Origin of the sequence: Flavisolibacter tropicus (genome assembly GCF_001644645.1) — a bacterium.
Taxonomy (GTDB): Bacteria; Bacteroidota; Bacteroidia; order Chitinophagales; family Chitinophagaceae; genus Flavisolibacter; species Flavisolibacter tropicus.
The window spans coordinates 5,023,112-5,039,688 of record NZ_CP011390.1; the positions used below are offsets into that span (position 1 = coordinate 5,023,112).

The 16,577-nt window shown below is 41.9% G+C and carries 12 protein-coding genes and 1 pseudogene; 8 read left to right on the forward strand and 5 right to left on the reverse strand.

Going from position 1 to position 16,577, the window contains the following annotated elements; genetic code table 11:
- Positions 1–142 precede the first annotated feature (142 nt).
- Positions 143–1,240 carry a TlpA disulfide reductase family protein gene (locus tag SY85_RS21510; RefSeq protein ID WP_066407554.1) on the reverse strand — a complete coding sequence of 366 codons (1,098 nt, stop codon included), beginning with the start codon at positions 1,238–1,240 and terminating at the stop codon, positions 143–145.
- A 117-nt stretch (positions 1,241–1,357) separates the two neighbouring features.
- Between SY85_RS21510 and SY85_RS21515 the strand changes: the two genes are divergently transcribed.
- From SY85_RS21515 to tamL, 4 genes are all read left to right on the forward strand, one after another.
- Complete coding sequence (locus tag SY85_RS21515) at positions 1,358–2,020, forward strand: DUF6766 family protein (RefSeq protein ID WP_066407557.1); 663 nt, start codon at positions 1,358–1,360, stop codon at positions 2,018–2,020.
- Entirely contained in the window at positions 1,998–2,315 is a 318-nt protein-coding gene (locus tag SY85_RS21520) for a hypothetical protein (protein ID WP_148661253.1), read from the forward strand. Before SY85_RS21515 ends, SY85_RS21520 begins: the two co-directional genes overlap by 23 nt.
- A gap of 233 nt (positions 2,316–2,548) precedes the next feature.
- Positions 2,549–7,594, forward strand: coding sequence for a translocation/assembly module TamB domain-containing protein (locus tag SY85_RS21525; protein WP_066407562.1), 5,046 nt, complete (start codon positions 2,549–2,551; stop codon positions 7,592–7,594).
- Between the two features lie 14 nt (positions 7,595–7,608).
- On the forward strand, positions 7,609–9,924 hold the full coding sequence (gene tamL / locus SY85_RS21530; RefSeq protein ID WP_066407564.1) for a translocation and assembly module lipoprotein TamL: 2,316 nt from the start codon (positions 7,609–7,611) through the stop codon (positions 9,922–9,924).
- A gap of 173 nt (positions 9,925–10,097) precedes the next feature.
- Here tamL and SY85_RS21535 read toward each other — a convergent pair whose 3' ends face one another.
- Both SY85_RS21535 and SY85_RS21540 read right to left on the reverse strand, forming a co-directional pair.
- Entirely contained in the window at positions 10,098–10,565 is a 468-nt protein-coding gene (locus SY85_RS21535; RefSeq protein ID WP_066407565.1) for a DUF1573 domain-containing protein, read from the reverse strand.
- Positions 10,566–10,595: 30 nt separating this feature from the next.
- The gene (locus tag SY85_RS21540) at positions 10,596–11,042 is read right to left on the reverse strand and encodes a DUF1573 domain-containing protein (RefSeq protein WP_066407567.1); all 447 of its coding nucleotides are present in this window, start codon (positions 11,040–11,042) and stop codon (positions 10,596–10,598) included.
- Positions 11,043–11,148: 106 nt separating this feature from the next.
- On the opposite strand from SY85_RS21540, the gene SY85_RS21545 reads away from it, so the two are divergent.
- The 4 genes and pseudogenes from SY85_RS21545 (at position 11,149) to SY85_RS21555 (ending at position 15,142) form a co-directional block, all read left to right on the forward strand.
- Positions 11,149–13,542 (forward strand): alpha-ketoacid dehydrogenase subunit alpha/beta, encoded by a 2,394-nt coding sequence (locus SY85_RS21545; RefSeq protein WP_082886643.1) that lies wholly within the window; start codon positions 11,149–11,151, stop codon positions 13,540–13,542.
- Positions 13,543–13,801: 259 nt separating this feature from the next.
- Positions 13,802–13,908, forward strand: a pseudogene (locus SY85_RS26060) (TRIC cation channel family protein); the annotation flags it as partial.
- A 51-nt stretch (positions 13,909–13,959) separates the two neighbouring features.
- Positions 13,960–14,343 carry a trimeric intracellular cation channel family protein gene (locus SY85_RS21550; RefSeq protein WP_418251543.1) on the forward strand — a complete coding sequence of 128 codons (384 nt, stop codon included), beginning with the start codon at positions 13,960–13,962 and terminating at the stop codon, positions 14,341–14,343.
- A 1-nt stretch (position 14,344) separates the two neighbouring features.
- Entirely contained in the window at positions 14,345–15,142 is a 798-nt protein-coding gene (locus SY85_RS21555; RefSeq protein ID WP_066407572.1) for a PhzF family phenazine biosynthesis protein, read from the forward strand.
- Positions 15,143–15,153: 11 nt separating this feature from the next.
- On the opposite strand, the gene SY85_RS21560 is transcribed toward SY85_RS21555, so the two are convergent.
- On the reverse strand, positions 15,154–15,555 hold the full coding sequence (locus SY85_RS21560; RefSeq protein WP_066407574.1) for a thiol-disulfide oxidoreductase DCC family protein: 402 nt from the start codon (positions 15,553–15,555) through the stop codon (positions 15,154–15,156).
- A 151-nt stretch (positions 15,556–15,706) separates the two neighbouring features.
- A complete protein-coding gene (locus tag SY85_RS21565; RefSeq protein ID WP_066407576.1) occupies positions 15,707–16,429 on the reverse strand; it encodes a YebC/PmpR family DNA-binding transcriptional regulator in 723 nt (240 codons plus the stop codon).
- Positions 16,430–16,577: the final 148 nt, after the last annotated feature.

Below are 16,577 nucleotides of genomic sequence, written 5' to 3' on the forward strand. Positions count from 1 at the left end.
CGCTAACTGGCGTTTTTCGTGGCACTTCTCAAGGAAATTGTATTTCTAGGCTTTTATAAAACCGCTTTCATAAAGGATATGCAAACATTGTACCTGATCAGGGAAAACAGCTTTTGGGCTCAATTTGTAATAATTTCTCTACCTAAAACGGTTGAGATCTCATGGTTTTTGTCAAAATCGATTCTATTTCTTCCATCCGCAGGTTTTTTCCAATAATAGTTCCGGTAGCGTCCAATAAAATATTGAAGGGGACTAGTTTAACACCATAGCTGGTTGCAGCAGGGCTGTACCAGCCTTTTAAATCGTTGAGTTGTAACCATTCAAGCCCTTCGGTTTTAATAGCATTTAGCCAGGCAGAGCGGTTGGTATCAAGTGAAATGCCCACAATAATGAAACCCTGTTCATGAAACTGCTTATACAGCTTGATCAATGCCGGGTGCTCACGCTTACAGGGAAGGCACCAACTAGCCCAAAAGTTTATTAATGTAAAATGGCCTGTTTGATAAATGGGCAAGGTTTGATGGTTGCTATCTGGTAGCTCTAATTGAGGTGCAGGCCGGCCATTTGCCACCGCATAGCGTTGCTTTACGTCCTGCTCTAGCTTTTTGCCGGTAAGGGATCTTTGTAAAGGTGTATCTAAACTGTTGTATAATTGGTAATACACAGAATCATTTGCACTTTGCTCTAAGTAGTAATAATCAGCCAGCAATTTTAGGCTGATGGGTGAAGTAGGTTTTTGTAAAATATAGTTGGTCGCTAATTCCCGTTTATATTGTTTTATTGCTTCAAAATGCATGTTGCTTTGCAAAAGGGCGAGCGAATCAAACTGATGTATGAGTGCCTGGTAGTCTTCATTGGTAGTAGTGCCGTATGCTACCAGTTTTTTGCCTTCATCCCGGATCTTAATGGTGCCGGATTCAATAAAGAAGGGCAGAAAAAGAGTTTGTTTGCTTCGGGTTATTTTTAAAAGACCCTCTTGAGTAGATGCTACTTTACCGGTATAGCTGAATAGATCTTCTTGGACTGTACCATTGTAAATCATTGCTCCATTCATCAGTAATTGCACATTGGCACCATTCCATTGTGGTAGAAAACCTTTTACACTAAACCAGTTTATATTTACTGATTGCGCCTGACTCCCTGTTAGCAGCAAGAATGTGATGGTAAAAACAAGGAGGCGCTTTTTCATTTCAATAGTTCGGGTAAACACTGATAAAAACAATGGATTCAATTTAAGCATGTTTTATACATCTGCTAGCTGTTGGTTCTAAATGGCCGGGCATTTGTATAAGCAAAAATAGAAACTAGTCCCAAAGGATTAAACAAGTACTGTCTGTGGAATCTAAATTAAAGAGCTATGAAAAAAGTGCTAAGAAATAACAGCTTGTCGCTCGTCTTCTTCTTGTTATTTCTTGTTTCTATTGTAGGTCAAACCATAACCGGATTAAGGCAATACAATGAGAAGATGCAGGAAAAAGGGCGGCAGCAAGTCGGTTTGAGACAATATCTCAGTTCAGGGCATTTTCTTGAATCCACATTTGAAAACTGGGAAAGCGAGTTTCTTCAAATGGGGTTGTTTGTAGTAATGACGATTTTTTTATATCAAAAAGGCTCTTCTGAATCCAAAGATCCTGATGATCCAAAAGGAGAAGAGGATCGTGAACCTGATCCAAACAAAGAAGATGCGCCATGGCCGGTAAAACAGGGAGGTTTGATCTTAAAGATCTATAAGCATTCGCTCACTATTGCCTTATTTCTAATGTTTGCCATAAGTTTTGGTGTTCACTGGTACGGTAGTATGAAAGATTATAACGAAGAGCAACAATTGCTAAGGAAACCTACAGAGACAGCTATTGAATACCTGGCTAATAGCCGTTTATGGTTTGAATCTTTCCAAAACTGGCAAAGCGAGTTCCTGTCCGTTTTGGCCATCATTATGCTTTCTGTTTTTCTGCGTCAAAAAGGCTCACCCCAATCCAAACCGGTAGATGCCGCTTATGCCGACGAAACGGGTGAGTAAGTATTTAGCGTTTATGTTGAAGAAGAGTTCTAACCCAATAGCACAACACGGCCTTATTGTGTTATTTATGATCTTTTTCCCTTATACCATTTCTATTTATCCTGTATATAAGCCGCCTCTATATAGAGGCGGCTTATATACGGCTTATATGTGGCTTATATACAGCTTATATACGGGACATTTCGGGAAAAAGGGAGGCCGTAACAATGATTCTTTTATACTGTATGCTGAACATTTAGCTGTAAAAGAGATGTTCTACTTGTTTTGTCTCTTCGTTTTTAGCCGTATTATCTGAGCATAAAGCTTAAGGCTAAAGAGTAGAGGTTAGGTAATAATGGCGGCTAATCCTTCAGGCTTTAACTAGCCTTGCTTTTAATAACTCCTTATTAATCAGTAAGTAAAATGGCTTTCTGATTTAAATCCGTGTAGAACATTCTCTACAGAAGGCGCCTGTGGCTTTTGTTTAAAAAAGCCCTTTCCCGAGGTCTATTATTTGCAACCAAATGACATACTCATGCTCTCCATATAATGCAAAAAGAACAAAGACACATGAACGGTGTGCAACGGGCTGCGCGGATTTTACTTAAAATCGTCCTGTTTCTATTGCTATTTATAGTAATCGTATTCCTATTGGTTTTAACTCCTCCGGTGCAACGATTTGCAACGCATAAGGTAGAACTCTACTTGCAGAACAAACTGAAGACCAAAGTAGAAATAGGTAGTATTCACGTTGGTTTGCCACGTATGGTACATCTTCAGAACGTATATATAGAAGATCGTACAAAAGACACGTTACTATCTGGCGGGTCAATAAAGGTTAATATAGACTTGTTTCAGCTGTTATCTAATAAAGTAGAAATAAAAGATGTGCAGCTAACCGATATTACGGCCAAGGTAAAACGAATACTGCCGGACACGGTTTTTAATTTCCAGTTTGTTGTAGACGCTTTTGCACCCAAGTCTCAAACTACTGCTGATACATCCCAAACAGCTGCTATAGAGTTTAATGTGGATCATTTAGGACTGGATAATGTAAAGGTGGTTTATAAGGATGTGATAACGGGCAATGACATGTATGCGGCCATCAATAACCTTTCTCTGAATATCGATACATTAAATCCCTATACCTCCCATTATATACTGCCCAGCATGACAGCGAAAGGGATAAAGGTTCGTTTCAATCAGGCCACGCCGTTAGTAACGCCAGATCCTTTGTCAAAAGATATAGCTGAGGCAGCAGAACCCATCACCATGAAATTGAGCCTTGGCAATGTAGTATTGGATGATTTGGATTTGCAGTATGGAAATGATGTTTCTGCCTTTTATACTTTATTCAATATTGGCCACCTGGTGTTAGATGGCCGGCAGTTAGACCTACAAAACCAGGTACTGCACTTGGATAAACTACAATTAGATAATGCTGTATCCGCTATTAGGCTGGGTAAAAAGCCCGAGGCCCGCCTGGTGGCGAAGCAGGTAAAACAGGAGGTAGTAGCGCAAAAGCAGCAAAACTGGAGGATACGTGTTGATGATATGGCGCTTAACAAAAACACGGTGCAGTTTGACAACGACAATAACCCCAAGCAGCCTCATGGTATTGATTATGCCCACTTTAGAGGCGATAGCCTAACGCTGCATATAAAAGACTTTGTAATGAATGGCGATTCCGTTGCAGCTGTCATTACGCAAGGTTTTTTTAAAGAAAAAAGTGGCTTTCAGTTAGATGCAATGCAAGGCGAACTACTGTATGCCAACAACCAATCTTACTTAAAGAACCTGTATTTAAAAACACCGGGTACTGAGTTAAAACGGAATGCTGTACTGGAATATGAATCATTTGATGCACTGACAAAGAAGCCTGCAGAAACAGTCATTGACCTGGAGTTGGTTGATAGCCGTATACAGGTAAAAGATATTTTGGCCTTTGCACCGCAGCTGCGTGGACATCCCGCTCTGCGTGATCCCAATGCAGTATGGTATGTGAACATTGTTGGCAATGGTACCTTAAACCGTTTGAACTTTGAAAGCTTACGTTTTAGAGGATTAAAAAATACAGAGCTGGATGCCTCTGGTACGCTGGCCGGCTTAATGAACCCAACCGATGCCTCAGGTACATTTACCATCCGCCGCTTCCATACCTCGCAAACAGACCTTTCTGTTTTTACAGGGCAGCGCCTGTCGACTCGAGATATCAACTTGCCAGAAACATTTGCTGCCAGTGGTACACTATCGGGTAATATGAGTAACCTGGGAGCGAACCTGACCATACAGACTGCCATGGGAAACATTGGCGTGAGCGGCCGTTTTGCTAACCTAACCAATCCAACAAAGGCAAGTTATAATGCCGTAGTGAGGACTCAGTCTTTACGTATCGGATCAATAATGCGCAACAACACCATTGGTGCATTAACAGCCAATATGCGTGTTGTGGGTAGTGGTACTACGCCCGATAACATGAACGTTCGCTTTAATGGAGTGGTCAATTCTTTTGGGTACAATAACTACACCTATCGGAATGTCAAGCTGGATGGTAACTTTCGGCAGTCACTGCTCAATGTTACTACAGACATACATGATCCCAATATCGACCTTTCCGGAACCGCCCGTGTTAACCTGAAGAATTCAGCAATTTCTTTTAATGGCTTTGTTGATAGTATTAAAACACAACCACTGGGCTTTACCACAGAACCTTTGGTGTTTAGAGGCCGAGTTGATGCCAATGTATCATCAATGAGTGCCGACTATTTAGATGCTAATGTTTCAATAACTGATGGCTTATTAGTATCTGGAAAAGATCGTTTGACTTTAGATAGCCTGCAGCTGGTGGCTGGACGCAATGGAACAAACCAATTCATCAGGCTGTCGAGCCCAATAGCATCAGCTACTATTGAAGGGCAGTACCGTTACGCTGAGCTAGGCGCTATTATACAAAACAATATCGATCCTTACTTCTCCATTGTGCCAGGTAATAAGCTGCAGAAAGTAAGTCCTTATGACTTTACTTTCCAGCTTGATCTGGTCAACTCTCCATTCCTTTCAGCCTTTGTGCCAGGGCTCGAAATTCGGGATTCCATACATGTGAGAGGTAGCATGGCTACTGGGCGCGGTATGCAGGCAGTAGCCAGCGCTGCATCATTGGTGTATAATGGTATGGATATAACAGGCCTGAAGGCCAATATCAATACAACCGCAGACGGATTACAATTAACAGGAACCCTGGCACATCTGCAAACAGGCACTACTGATATTTACAATACACGGCTAAACGCAACCGCCTTGGATAATGTGATCAACTTTGGGTTGAAAGTGGCTGACATAGCTGGCAAGGATAAATATGTTTTGGCTGGTGTGCTGCACCAACCCCGTCAGGGTATCTATGCTATGCAATTGCATTCGGATAGCTTATTGCTTAATTATGATCGCTGGAACATAGCAGAGAATAATGAGATTCTTATTTCTTCCGACATCATTACTGCCAACAATTTCTCATTACAAAGAGGAGGGCAAAGCCTATCCATACAAAGTGAAGAAGGCATGAGTGGCGGGCCATTGAATGTTAAGTTTGGCAATTTTAAAATGGGTACCATTACCGGCTTTATGAAGGCCGATACCTTATTGGTAGATGGAACTATAAATGGTACGATCACCTTTGTTGATATCATGCAGCAGCCCTTGTTTACAAGTAATCTGAGGGTGGATAATTTGAGCTTCCGTGGAGACACACTGGGTAATCTTCAGTTAAACGTAAATAACAATCGTGTAAATAGTTATGTGGCTGATGTGAGTTTAACAGGCTTTGGTAATAATGTACGGGTTACTGGGTCCATGTTGCAGCAAGAAAATGATGTGGTCATGGATTTGAATATGTCTGTACAACCGCTTCAATTAAATAGCCTTGAAGGCGTATTGGCCGATTTTGTGAAGCAGGCCAGCGGTGCTGTAAATGGTAACATAAGTATTTCAGGAACTGCCAGTGCTCCTAAAGTACAAGGTAACTTGAATTTTGATAAAGCCAGTATCAGCACCTATATGCTCGGGGGGCCGTTGAAGATTGATGGAGAGGCAATTGCTGTAACAGAAAATGGCTTTGCGTTTAATAATTTTACCATCAAGGATTCTGTCAATAATGCTTTGACAATAAATGGTACAGCCAGTACGACCAACTTCATTAATTATGGTTTGAATTTGGATATCAATGCCGACAACTTCAAGGTGTTGAATACCACCCGTAAAGACAATAAGCTGTTTTTCGGTGATATGGTCATTACTACAAAAATGCATGTAGGGGGCACCGAAATAAAGCCAGTAGTATCGGGTAATGTAACGGTTAAAAAGGGCACCGATTTTACCATAGTGATTCCGCAAGAAGAACCAGGGGTAGTGCAACGGGAAGGTGTAGTGGAGTTTGTAGACTTTAGTGCGCCGGAAAATGATTCTTTGTTCCTGGCTTATGACTCACTCAATAAAACCAATGTTTTAGGCATGGATGTGTCTGCCAATATTTCCATTGAACGTGAGGCTAACTTCAATGTTATCGTGGACGTAGCAAACGGTGACCTTCTTAATATGAAGGGAACGGGTCAGCTATCTACAGGCATTGATCCAAGCGGTAATATTACGTTAACCGGAACCTATGAAATAGAAGAAGGGGGATACCAGTTTTCTTTCAACTTTTTGAGAAGAAAGTTTATCCTTCAAAAAGGTAGTAAGATCACATGGTATGGCGAACCTACCAATGCCCAATTGGACGCAACAGCTATTTATGTAGCTAATACAGCGCCCTTGGATTTGGTAAGCAATCAGATCAGTGATCCCAATCAGCGCAACTACTACTTGCAAAAGCTTCCTTTCAATGTATTATTGAAGTTGCAAGGAGAGTTGATGAAACCGGAACTCACCTTTGACATCATCTTGCCAGAAGAGCAGAATTATACCGTTAGCGGTGATGTGCTCTCGACTGTTAATACCCGCCTAACGCAATTGCGGCAGGAACCTTCAGAGTTAAACCGCCAGGTATTCTCCATTTTATTATTGAATCGTTTTGTAGGCGATAATCCTTTTGAGTCCAGCTCTGGTGGGTTTAGTGCAGAAACAATTGCCCGTCAAAGTGTAAGTAAGTTATTAACGGAGCAGTTGAATGACCTGGCAGGAGGATTGATCAATGGCGTTGATATCAATTTCGATGTACAATCCAGTGATGATTATACAACAGGGCAACGCAGGAGTCGTACCGATCTGAATGTAGGCTTGAGTAAACGCTTGTTAAATGATCGCTTGACCGTAACAGTGGGTAGCGACTTTATGTTGGAAGGTGCCACTCAGTCCAATCAGAATGCTGATAATATTGCGGGCAATGTGGCGGTTAATTATCAACTAAGCCGGGACAATCGATACATGTTACGCTTCTATCGGAAAAATGAATACGATGCTGTGGTTGATGGTTATATCATTGAAACAGGTGTGGGATTCATAATGACAGTAGATTATAACCGCTTCCGACAAATATTTTTAAATAGAAGACCTAAAAATCAAAATCGACAAGCAACTCCGCCAAAAACCGAGGGTGGCAAATAAAATCAACGACAGCAATGAGTACCTTTCGAAATAGCATAATATTTCTTTTTATTTGTTTTATAACAGCTTGTAGCACTACCAGGCATTTGCCGGAGGGAGAACAGCTCTATACTGGGGCTACTGTTAAGTTGGAAACATCAGGCACAACAGCCCGTCAGAAGAAAGTGTTGAAGGCCGACTTGCAGGGTATGGTCCGTCCTAAACCTAACACCCGGTTTTTAGGTATCCCTATGAAATTGGGTATATATAATATGTTTCGAAAGGCGAAGCCCAATTCGTTCTTTGGCAAGTTCCGGGATAAAAACGGTGAGCCACCCGTATTGGTTAGCAGTCTAGATCTGGAGAATAATATTAAGTTGTTGAGGGGGCATTTAGAAAACAAAGGCTTCTTTAAAGCTGGGGTAACAGGAGATACTATAGTGAAGGGGAAAAAAGGGCATGCTGAATTTGTTGCAAAAGCAGGCGCACAGTATAAGATTAACACAGTCGGCTTCCCCAACGATAGCAGCGACCTGGCAAAAGCAATACAACAGAGTACAGCCAACACATTTTTAAAGCCCGGCAATCCTTACGATCTGGATGTTATTCGCGGTGAACGCAACCGGATTGATGCTTATGTAAAAGATAGGGGGTTTTATTACTTCAGTCCCGATCATTTGATTGTTAGAGTAGATAGTACCATTGGCAATAATCGGGTAGACATGCGGGTGGCCATTAAAACCGACGCTCCGGATAATGCACTGGTGCCATACACCATCAATGATGTGGTGATTTATGCCAATTATAATATTAACAGCCCGCAGATTGATACCAGCATGCAAAATGCACAGCATTACAAGGATTATTATGTGGTAGACCGAAGAAAACGTTTTAAGCCGCGCATGTTTGAGCATGTAATGCAGTTTGACTCTGGCGAGTTATATAATAGAGTAGACCACAATCAAACCCTGAACCGTTTAATCAGTTTAGATGAGTTTAAGTTTGTACGGAACCGCTTTGAGCCAGTACCGGATAGCCCCGAACTGAATGCCTTTTACTATTTAACCCCAATGCCTAAAAAGTCCTTGCGGGCAGAGTTCAATTTAACCAGTAAGTCTAATGATTTAAGTGGTTCGGCTGTGCAGTTCAGGTGGCTGAACCGGAACATGTTCCGTGGTGGGGAGCAGGTAAGTCTTAGCGCCTACATTGCTACAGAGGTACAGCTAGGGGGAAAAACAGTTGATGAAAAAGGAAACACGCAAAAACGCTATCCAACGTATAGAAGTGGTGCAGAATTAAACTTTGCTAAACCGGGATTCATTGTTCCATTTGGTTTTAGTATAAATCCAAAAGGGAATTATGTACCACGTACCAATATTCGATTGGGTTATGATATTTTAAATCGTAAGGAACTCTATACGGTTAATTCGTTCCGATTCGATTTTGGATATATCTGGAAACCGTCTATTATGAAGACCCATGAGTTTCTGCCGATTAATATTAATTATGTGCAGCCGTTGAATGTTACAAAAGAGTATCGAGACAGTATAGCCAAGTACCCTTACTTAAACCAAATTATCGATTCGCAATTTGTGTTAGGAACGGTGTATCAGTTTACCTATAACCAATTAGCTGCAGGGCTGCAAAAGAGAAATGCTTTTTACTTTATGGGATTGGCTGATTTTTCGGGAAATATTGCCGGGTTAATTACGGGTGCCGATGTGAAGGCGGGTAAACAGGAACGAATATTTAATGCCAAATTTGATCAGTACATCAAGTTTGAAGTAGACGGACGATACTATAGAAGAATGGGATTAAACTCCAGCTGGGTAAACCGTGTCGATATTGGCTATGGGCATCCGCATGGTAATTCTTTAATTCTTCCGTATGTAAAGCAGTTCTTCACGGGAGGTAACAATAGTATCCGGGCATTTAGAAGCCGTTCGGTAGGGCCTGGAACCTTTAAAGAAGCGAATAGTACCAATACCAACTTCTTTGCGAATCAAACAGGTGATATTAAGTTGGAGTTCAATACAGAATTTCGCCCTCATATATCGGGTCCATTGTACGGTGCCTTATTTATTGATGCGGGTAATATCTGGCTGGTCAATGAAGACAGTACCAGGCCGGGATCAAAGTTCACCGGCAAATTTCTCAACCAACTAGCTGTTGGTGCTGGTGTGGGTATTCGCTTTGACATCCAATTGTTTGTAATTCGCCTGGATGTAGGTATGCCTTTGCGCAAACCTTGGGAGCAAAACCCCTGGGTAATGAATCAAATTGATTTTGGCACCCAAAAGTGGCGAAAAGAAAACCTTATCTATAACCTGGCTATTGGCTATCCATTCTAGTGTGAAGCAGTCAGAATTGTATATAAACAGAATGGAAATTCTGATGTGAAAAGAAGAAAAATGTAGTACTTATATGTCAAGGTTGATCAATAAGATGTTACCAATTTTGAATTGGAATACTACAAAAAAAGCCCCGGATGGTCCGGGGCTTTTTTTATGAAAAGTAGGATTGATTACTTTTTTGTCTTTTTAGGAGCAGACTTTGTTTTAGTTGTTTCGGTGCTTTTTTTGTTTTCCTTTTCATAAGTGGCATAAGATGCTTCGTCCAGTACATCACCAGAAATAGTCACTACTTTGGGCTCATTAATGCCGGCCAGTTTAATTGAAACGGGTTTTTCGAAATGGTTTAATGCGGCAGCATTATAGCCTACTTTCATTTTCACTGTCGCGTTTGGCGCAATAGGCTCTTTGGGTACTTCGGGAGTAGTACAGCCGCAGGAAGCCCATGCGTTTTCAATAACTACTGGCTTGTCAGAGATATTTTTAATTTCAAAGAATGTTGTTACAGGTACATTTTGCTTGATCTTACCAAAGTCGTATTTCTCCATGTTTACTTTGATAACTTCATCCGCTTTCTTATCCTGGGCCTGAACAGCAAGTGCGCTTACAAATAGAGATGCGATTAAGAACAGTTTTTTCATTCTTTAGAGTTTATAAAGTTTTTAAAATAGTTACTGCAATTGTGATTTTAAAAATTGTACAGATGCATTACTTGGTGCTGCCCCGGCAGGTGCTTTCCAGACAGTGCCCTTTATTATGATTTGTTTTGCTTGATTTCCGTTGTATTGCACAGTAATAAATTTTTCAAAAGAGCCCTCAGCGGCGGCATTATACCCTACTTTAATAGTAGAATTATTGCCAGCAGCCACCGGTTCTTTAGACCATTCAGGCGTTGTACAGCCACAACTGGCTTGTACATTATCGAGTTTTACAGGCACAGTACCCTTATTTATCCATTCAAATAAATGGTAAACAGGCTTGCCCTGAGGTATTTTACCAAAGTCAAAAACCGTTTCTTTAAAGTCAACAGCTTCCGGAACTTTAGTGTCAGCTTGCGTTTGGGCCTTTACGCCACTGCAGGCGATAGCCAATACTAATAATGTGTAGATTTTCTTCATAGAAAAGCTAGTGTTTTTCAAAATTAAAAGAATCAATGTAAAAAACTAATTGAAAACGTTACTTAGCTCAATTTTAACGGTGGGGGCTTTCCCCTATTTTTGCTAAATGGAAAATACTTTCGAGGGAGGGCAGCCTTCTATGGATAAATTGTCATTTGATAATTTTCGTGAAGAAGTTTTACAGGATTACCGCTGGGCTTGTATCAGTCGTGAAACAAGCTTGCTGGGGCGTAAAGAGGTCCTGACCGGAAAAGCCAAATTTGGCATTTTCGGCGATGGTAAAGAAGTAGCCCAGATTGCCATGGCAAAGTTTTTCCAGCCTGGCGATTTCCGTTCAGGCTATTACCGCGACCAAACTTTCATGTTTGCCAGCGGGTTAGCTACTGTAGAACAGTTTTTTGCGCAGTTATATGCTAATCCTGATGTAGAACAGGAGCCTTTCAGTGGCGGTCGCCAAATGAATGGCCACTTTGCTACGCCGTGGGTGAGTGAACAAGGGGAGTGGTTAGATCTGGCAAATCGCAAAAACGTTTCTTCTGATATAGCTCCAACGGCTGGTCAAATGACAAGAGGCTTGGGTTTAGCCTTTGCTTCAAAGTGCTTTCGTAATGTAAAGGACCTGCAACAATTCGATACCCTGTCTACTAATGGTAATGAGGTTTGCTTTTGTACCATAGGCGATGCCTCTACTTCTGAAGGGCATTTTTGGGAGACCATCAATGCAGCTGGCGTTTTACAAGTGCCGCTAGTGGTGTTTGTGTGGGATGATGGCTATGGCATATCCGTTCCTAAAAAATACCAAACCACAAAAGCTTCTATTTCTGATGCCCTGTCCGGATTCCAAAAAGAAGAAGGTACTAATGGTATCAATATCTATAAAGTAAAGGGCTGGGATTATGCCGCATTGTGCGAAACCTTTGAAGAAGGTATTCGCATGGCTCGTGAAACCCATACACCTACGGTTTTTCATGTTGAAGAAATCACACAGCCACAAGGTCACTCTACCTCCGGCAGCCATGAACGCTATAAGACCACTGAGCGCCTGGAATGGGAGCGCCAATGGGATGGCATGGTGAAAATGCGTCAGTGGGTTATTGCCAATGCGCTGGCTACTGAAGAAGAACTGGCCCATATAGAAGAAGAGGCCAAGCTGCAAGTGCGCGAAGAAAAGAATAGAGCCTGGAGCAACTACCTGGATCCAATAAAAGCACAAGTAGCCAAAACAGTTGATTTGTTAAATGATGTTGCTTCTAAGAATACTGCGGTAGCGGCATCTATACAATCGCTGGTGGCAGAACTATCTGGCCTGCGCGAACCTTTACGTCGCGATGTAATGCGGGTATTAAGTACGGCTGTAACCCTAGTGGGTACGCATGATTCTGGTTACTGGCTGAAAGATTACTACCAGGATCTTCAAAAAGAAAATCATAGCCTTTACAATACGTATTTAATGAATGAAGGAGAGAAGAGTGCACTTAAAGTTGCAGCTGTTGCTCCTTCCTACGATAATGATGCACCAACACTTAATGGCTTTGAAGTGTTGAATCACTACTTTGATCAACTATTCGCTAATAACCCCAAAACCTTTGCCTTTGGTGAAGACTTAGGCTATATCGGTGATGTAAACCAAGGCTTTTCTGGCTTGCAAGCCAAGTATGGTGTTGACCGCATCTTTGATACCGGTATACGGGAGTTAACGATTATGGGTCAAGGTATTGGTTTAGCTATGCGTGGCTTACGCCCAATTGCTGAAATCCAATATCTGGATTATCTGTTGTATGGTTTACAACCATTGAGCGATGATGTAGCGACCTTACATTATCGTACTAAAGGTCAGCAAAGCTGTCCCATAATTGTACGCACACGCGGTCACCGCTTAGAGGGTATCTGGCATAGTGGCTCACCAATGGGTATGGTGATCAACTCGCTGCGCGGTATGCATGTATGTGTGCCACGCAACATGGTGCAGGCTGCCGGTATGTACAATACATTATTACGCAGCAACGATCCTGGTATAGTGGTTGAATGTCTAAATGGCTATCGCTTAAAAGAAAAGTTGCCAAACAACTTGTTAGACTATACAGTGCCGCTAGGAATTCCCGAAGTAGTTAAAGAAGGCACTGATATTACACTGGTAACGTATGGGTCTACGCTTCGTGTAGTAATGGAAGCGGCTCAGTTATTAGAGAAGCAAGGCATCAACTGCGAGGTAATAGATGTGCAAACACTACTGCCATTTGACCTTGAGCATAAGATCTTGGATTCGTTGAAAAAGACCAACCGTATAGCTTTCATTGATGAGGATGTGCCTGGTGGCGCTGCGGCTTACATGTTTAACAAGGTGATGGAAGAACAGGGCGGCTACCGTTGGTTAGATGTGGCTCCTAAAACTATCACGGCTAAAGCACACCGTCCTGCCTATGGTAGTGACGGCGACTACTTCAGCAAACCAAACGCTGAAGAGATTGAAAGCGTAGTGAAAAAGATGATGGCAGAATAATTAAGCCAATAGTTAGTAAGTCATTGAGTCAATGGTAAGACATAAAACGTGAAAGGGAGTCCTATATAATAGTTTAGTAACGCTATTTATTAAGACTCCTTTTTGCATAGTGTGCCACGCTCTACTGTGAACCGTCGACTGTTGACCATGGACTTCTCTCACCTTTCACGTCTCACTTCTTTTAATGTATACTAACGTCTTAAATATTATCGACATTCTGGGCACTTTCGCTTTTGCGGTTTCGGGCACCTTTTCCGCTATGGAACGCAAGCTAGATCCTTTTGGTACTTTGATCATTGCTTTTACAACAGCTATCGGTGGGGAACGTTGCGCGATGTACTGGTAGGTAACCTGCCAGTAAACTGGCTGCACAACGAAGTAACTATCTTTGTGATCCTCTTTAGTGCACTAATAACCATGCTGTTTGGCTCGCATTTAAAACAGCTTACAACTTCTCTCTTTTTATTTGATGCCCTAGGTTTGGGGTTGTTCACTATAGTTGGTATTGAAATAGGCTTGCGATATCACTTAGGCCCTGGCGTTTGCGTGGCCTTAGGAACAATTACAGCCTGCTTTGGAGGTGTTATACGGGATGTGCTATTAAATAAAGTGCCATTGATCTTTCAAAAAGAGATCTACGCCTTGGCCTGTGTGCTGGGAGGTAGCGGATATATACTGCTGCTGCAATTCCCCTTGAATACCAACATTTCTAAGATCATTTGTATTCTGTTGATCTTTTTTATTCGGGTCATTGCTGTTCGTTATAAATTAGCACTACCACGAACTTCATTAAAACACTGATATGAACTTAAACATATTCCAGGTTGATGCTTTCACAGAATCTGTATTTAAAGGTAATCCCGCAGCCGTAATTCCATTAGAGCATTGGTTGGAAGACAATTTGATGCAACAGATCGCAATGGAAAACAACCTGAGCGAAACTGTATTCTTTGTGAAAGGAGAGGAGGGATATCATATCCGTTGGTTTACGCCAGAATATGAGATCGATCTGTGTGGGCACGCTACATTAGCTGCATCTTATATCATCAAGAATTTTATTGAACCACCTATAAAAGAAATTCAGTTTACTACACAAAAGGTGGGTCAGCTAAAAACGTATTGTAACGAGGGCGTATATACGCTGGATTTTCCGGCACGTATGCCTCAAGCTTGCGAAGTGCCAGAAAAGCTTTTGTCATCATTAGGCGTTTCTAATGCTGTTGAAGTATTAAAGTCCCGTGATTATTTTGTGGTGTTACCCAATGAAGATGCGGTTAGAAATTTACAACCGGATTATACACTCATGAAAGAGTTGGACACAATCGGTGTGATTGCTACAGCAAAAGGGCAATCGGCAGATGTGGTTTCCCGCTGCTTTTACCCCGGAGCGGGTATACCGGAAGATCCGGTTACAGGATCAGCTCATTGTAATATTGTGCCTTATTGGAGTGAAAAACTAAATACTACAGAACTGAATTGTAAGCAATTGTCCCCACGCGGTGGCGATTTGCAGTGTGAGCTGAATGGAGATAGGGTATTGCTTGCCGGAAAATGTGTGCTGTTTATGGAAGGCAAGGTTTACCTCGATGAATTAGGATAGATACAAATCCTTTATTCTAAAAAACGTTTTCGTACTGCCGAAGAAGGGATCATACAAGTTTCTCTTTTTCCAAACCAGTTATAACGATTATTAGCTATTAGCCTGTAGATGCCATCTCTAATAAAGCGAGGTGTCAACCAGAAGAGTTGTGCCCACTGCCAGTACCAAGGCAAATACCGCACAAGGCGTAAGGCTGCAGTTGAAGCGGTGTAGGGCTTACCGCTTTCAATAAAAAGGAAGGTGTTGAAATCTTCTTGTGAGAAATGGTGTTCTTTTAAAAGCTCTTGGCCTGCCTTGGATTGTAAAGCCGCAAAGCGGAAAACCTGCTTTTTGTCTAGCCGTAAAATAAAATTGACGGTGCTGTTACAAAAGTTACAAACACCGTCAAATAATATAATGGGCGATTCTGTCATGATTTCAATAGCAATGCAAAACTAGGCTATTGAGCTCAGCTTATAGCTTCCTGGCTTCAAGTGGTATTGTACTTTGTAATAGCTGCTGGCCTTTATTTGATTTAATGGCGAACAGCTGCAAAACAAAACCCCGCTTCTGGCGGGGCTTTGCTTATTGTAAGTTGTGAAACACTTTCTGAACATCTTCGTCCTGTTCTAGCTTATCTACAAGCTTTAAGACCTCTTGCGCTTTTTCTTCATCCAGTTCTACAGTAGTGGTTGGTATCCACTCTACCTCAGCGCTTAAAGGCGTTAGGCTCTTTTCTTCCAATCCTTTTTGTAGAGCGCCGAAATCATTAAAGGCACAACGTAATACCAATACGTCTTCACCATTCTCGCCTGTACCTTCCCCTAATTCTTCCAGGCCAAAATCAATCAGCTCCAGTTCCAGGTCTTCTGCGTTCAAGCCTTCCGGCTTTAATTTAAATACGCCCATTTTCTTGAACTGGAAGCTTACACTACCACTATTTCCTAAGCTGCCACCACCTTTATTGAAAATGGATTTTACATTGGCTACTGTTCGTACGTGGTTATCGGTAGCGGTTTCAACCAAAACGGCTACACCATGTGGGGCATATCCTTCATACAGGATTTCCTCATAGTTGTCCATTTCCTTTCCTTGTGCACGCTTAATAGCTGCCTCTACACGGTCTTTAGGCATATTTACCGCCTTGGCATTCTGAAAGCAGCGACGTAAAGCAGGGTTGGTATTCGGGTCAGGACCACCGGCTTTTACGGCAATCACAATCTCTTTACCAATACGTGTAAACTGCTTGGCCATGCGATCCCAGCGGGCAAACATGGTAGATTTTCGTACCTCAAATATGCGACCCATATATAAGTTTCTGGTTTAAAGTTTAGTTGTAAAATGGTGTATGGCTGTTTTTTAGCTAAAGGCTAATAGCTCGAGGCTCACAGCTGTACACATCAGAGGCGCAAATGTACTATTTGCAAAAGAAAAACCCCGCTTGCGGCGGGGTTTT

Bases quoted from the DNA above. Each gene is read 5' to 3' on its own strand.
- SY85_RS21510 (WP_066407554.1), bottom strand. From the start codon at position 1,240: ATGCTTAAATTGAATCCATTGTTTTTATCAGTGTTTACCCGAACTATT.
- SY85_RS21515 (WP_066407557.1), top strand. From the start codon at position 1,358: ATGAAAAAAGTGCTAAGAAATAACAGCTTGTCGCTCGTCTTCTTCTTG.
- SY85_RS21520 (WP_148661253.1), top strand. From the start codon at position 1,998: ATGCCGACGAAACGGGTGAGTAAGTATTTAGCGTTTATGTTGAAGAAG.
- SY85_RS21525 (WP_066407562.1), top strand. From the start codon at position 2,549: ATGCAAAAAGAACAAAGACACATGAACGGTGTGCAACGGGCTGCGCGG.
- tamL (WP_066407564.1), top strand. From the start codon at position 7,609: ATGAGTACCTTTCGAAATAGCATAATATTTCTTTTTATTTGTTTTATA.
- SY85_RS21535 (WP_066407565.1), bottom strand. From the start codon at position 10,565: ATGAAAAAACTGTTCTTAATCGCATCTCTATTTGTAAGCGCACTTGCT.
- SY85_RS21540 (WP_066407567.1), bottom strand. From the start codon at position 11,042: ATGAAGAAAATCTACACATTATTAGTATTGGCTATCGCCTGCAGTGGC.
- SY85_RS21545 (WP_082886643.1), top strand. From the start codon at position 11,149: ATGGAAAATACTTTCGAGGGAGGGCAGCCTTCTATGGATAAATTGTCA.
- SY85_RS21550 (WP_418251543.1), top strand. From the start codon at position 13,960: ATGCTGTTTGGCTCGCATTTAAAACAGCTTACAACTTCTCTCTTTTTA.
- SY85_RS21555 (WP_066407572.1), top strand. From the start codon at position 14,345: ATGAACTTAAACATATTCCAGGTTGATGCTTTCACAGAATCTGTATTT.
- SY85_RS21560 (WP_066407574.1), bottom strand. From the start codon at position 15,555: ATGACAGAATCGCCCATTATATTATTTGACGGTGTTTGTAACTTTTGT.
- SY85_RS21565 (WP_066407576.1), bottom strand. From the start codon at position 16,429: ATGGGTCGCATATTTGAGGTACGAAAATCTACCATGTTTGCCCGCTGG.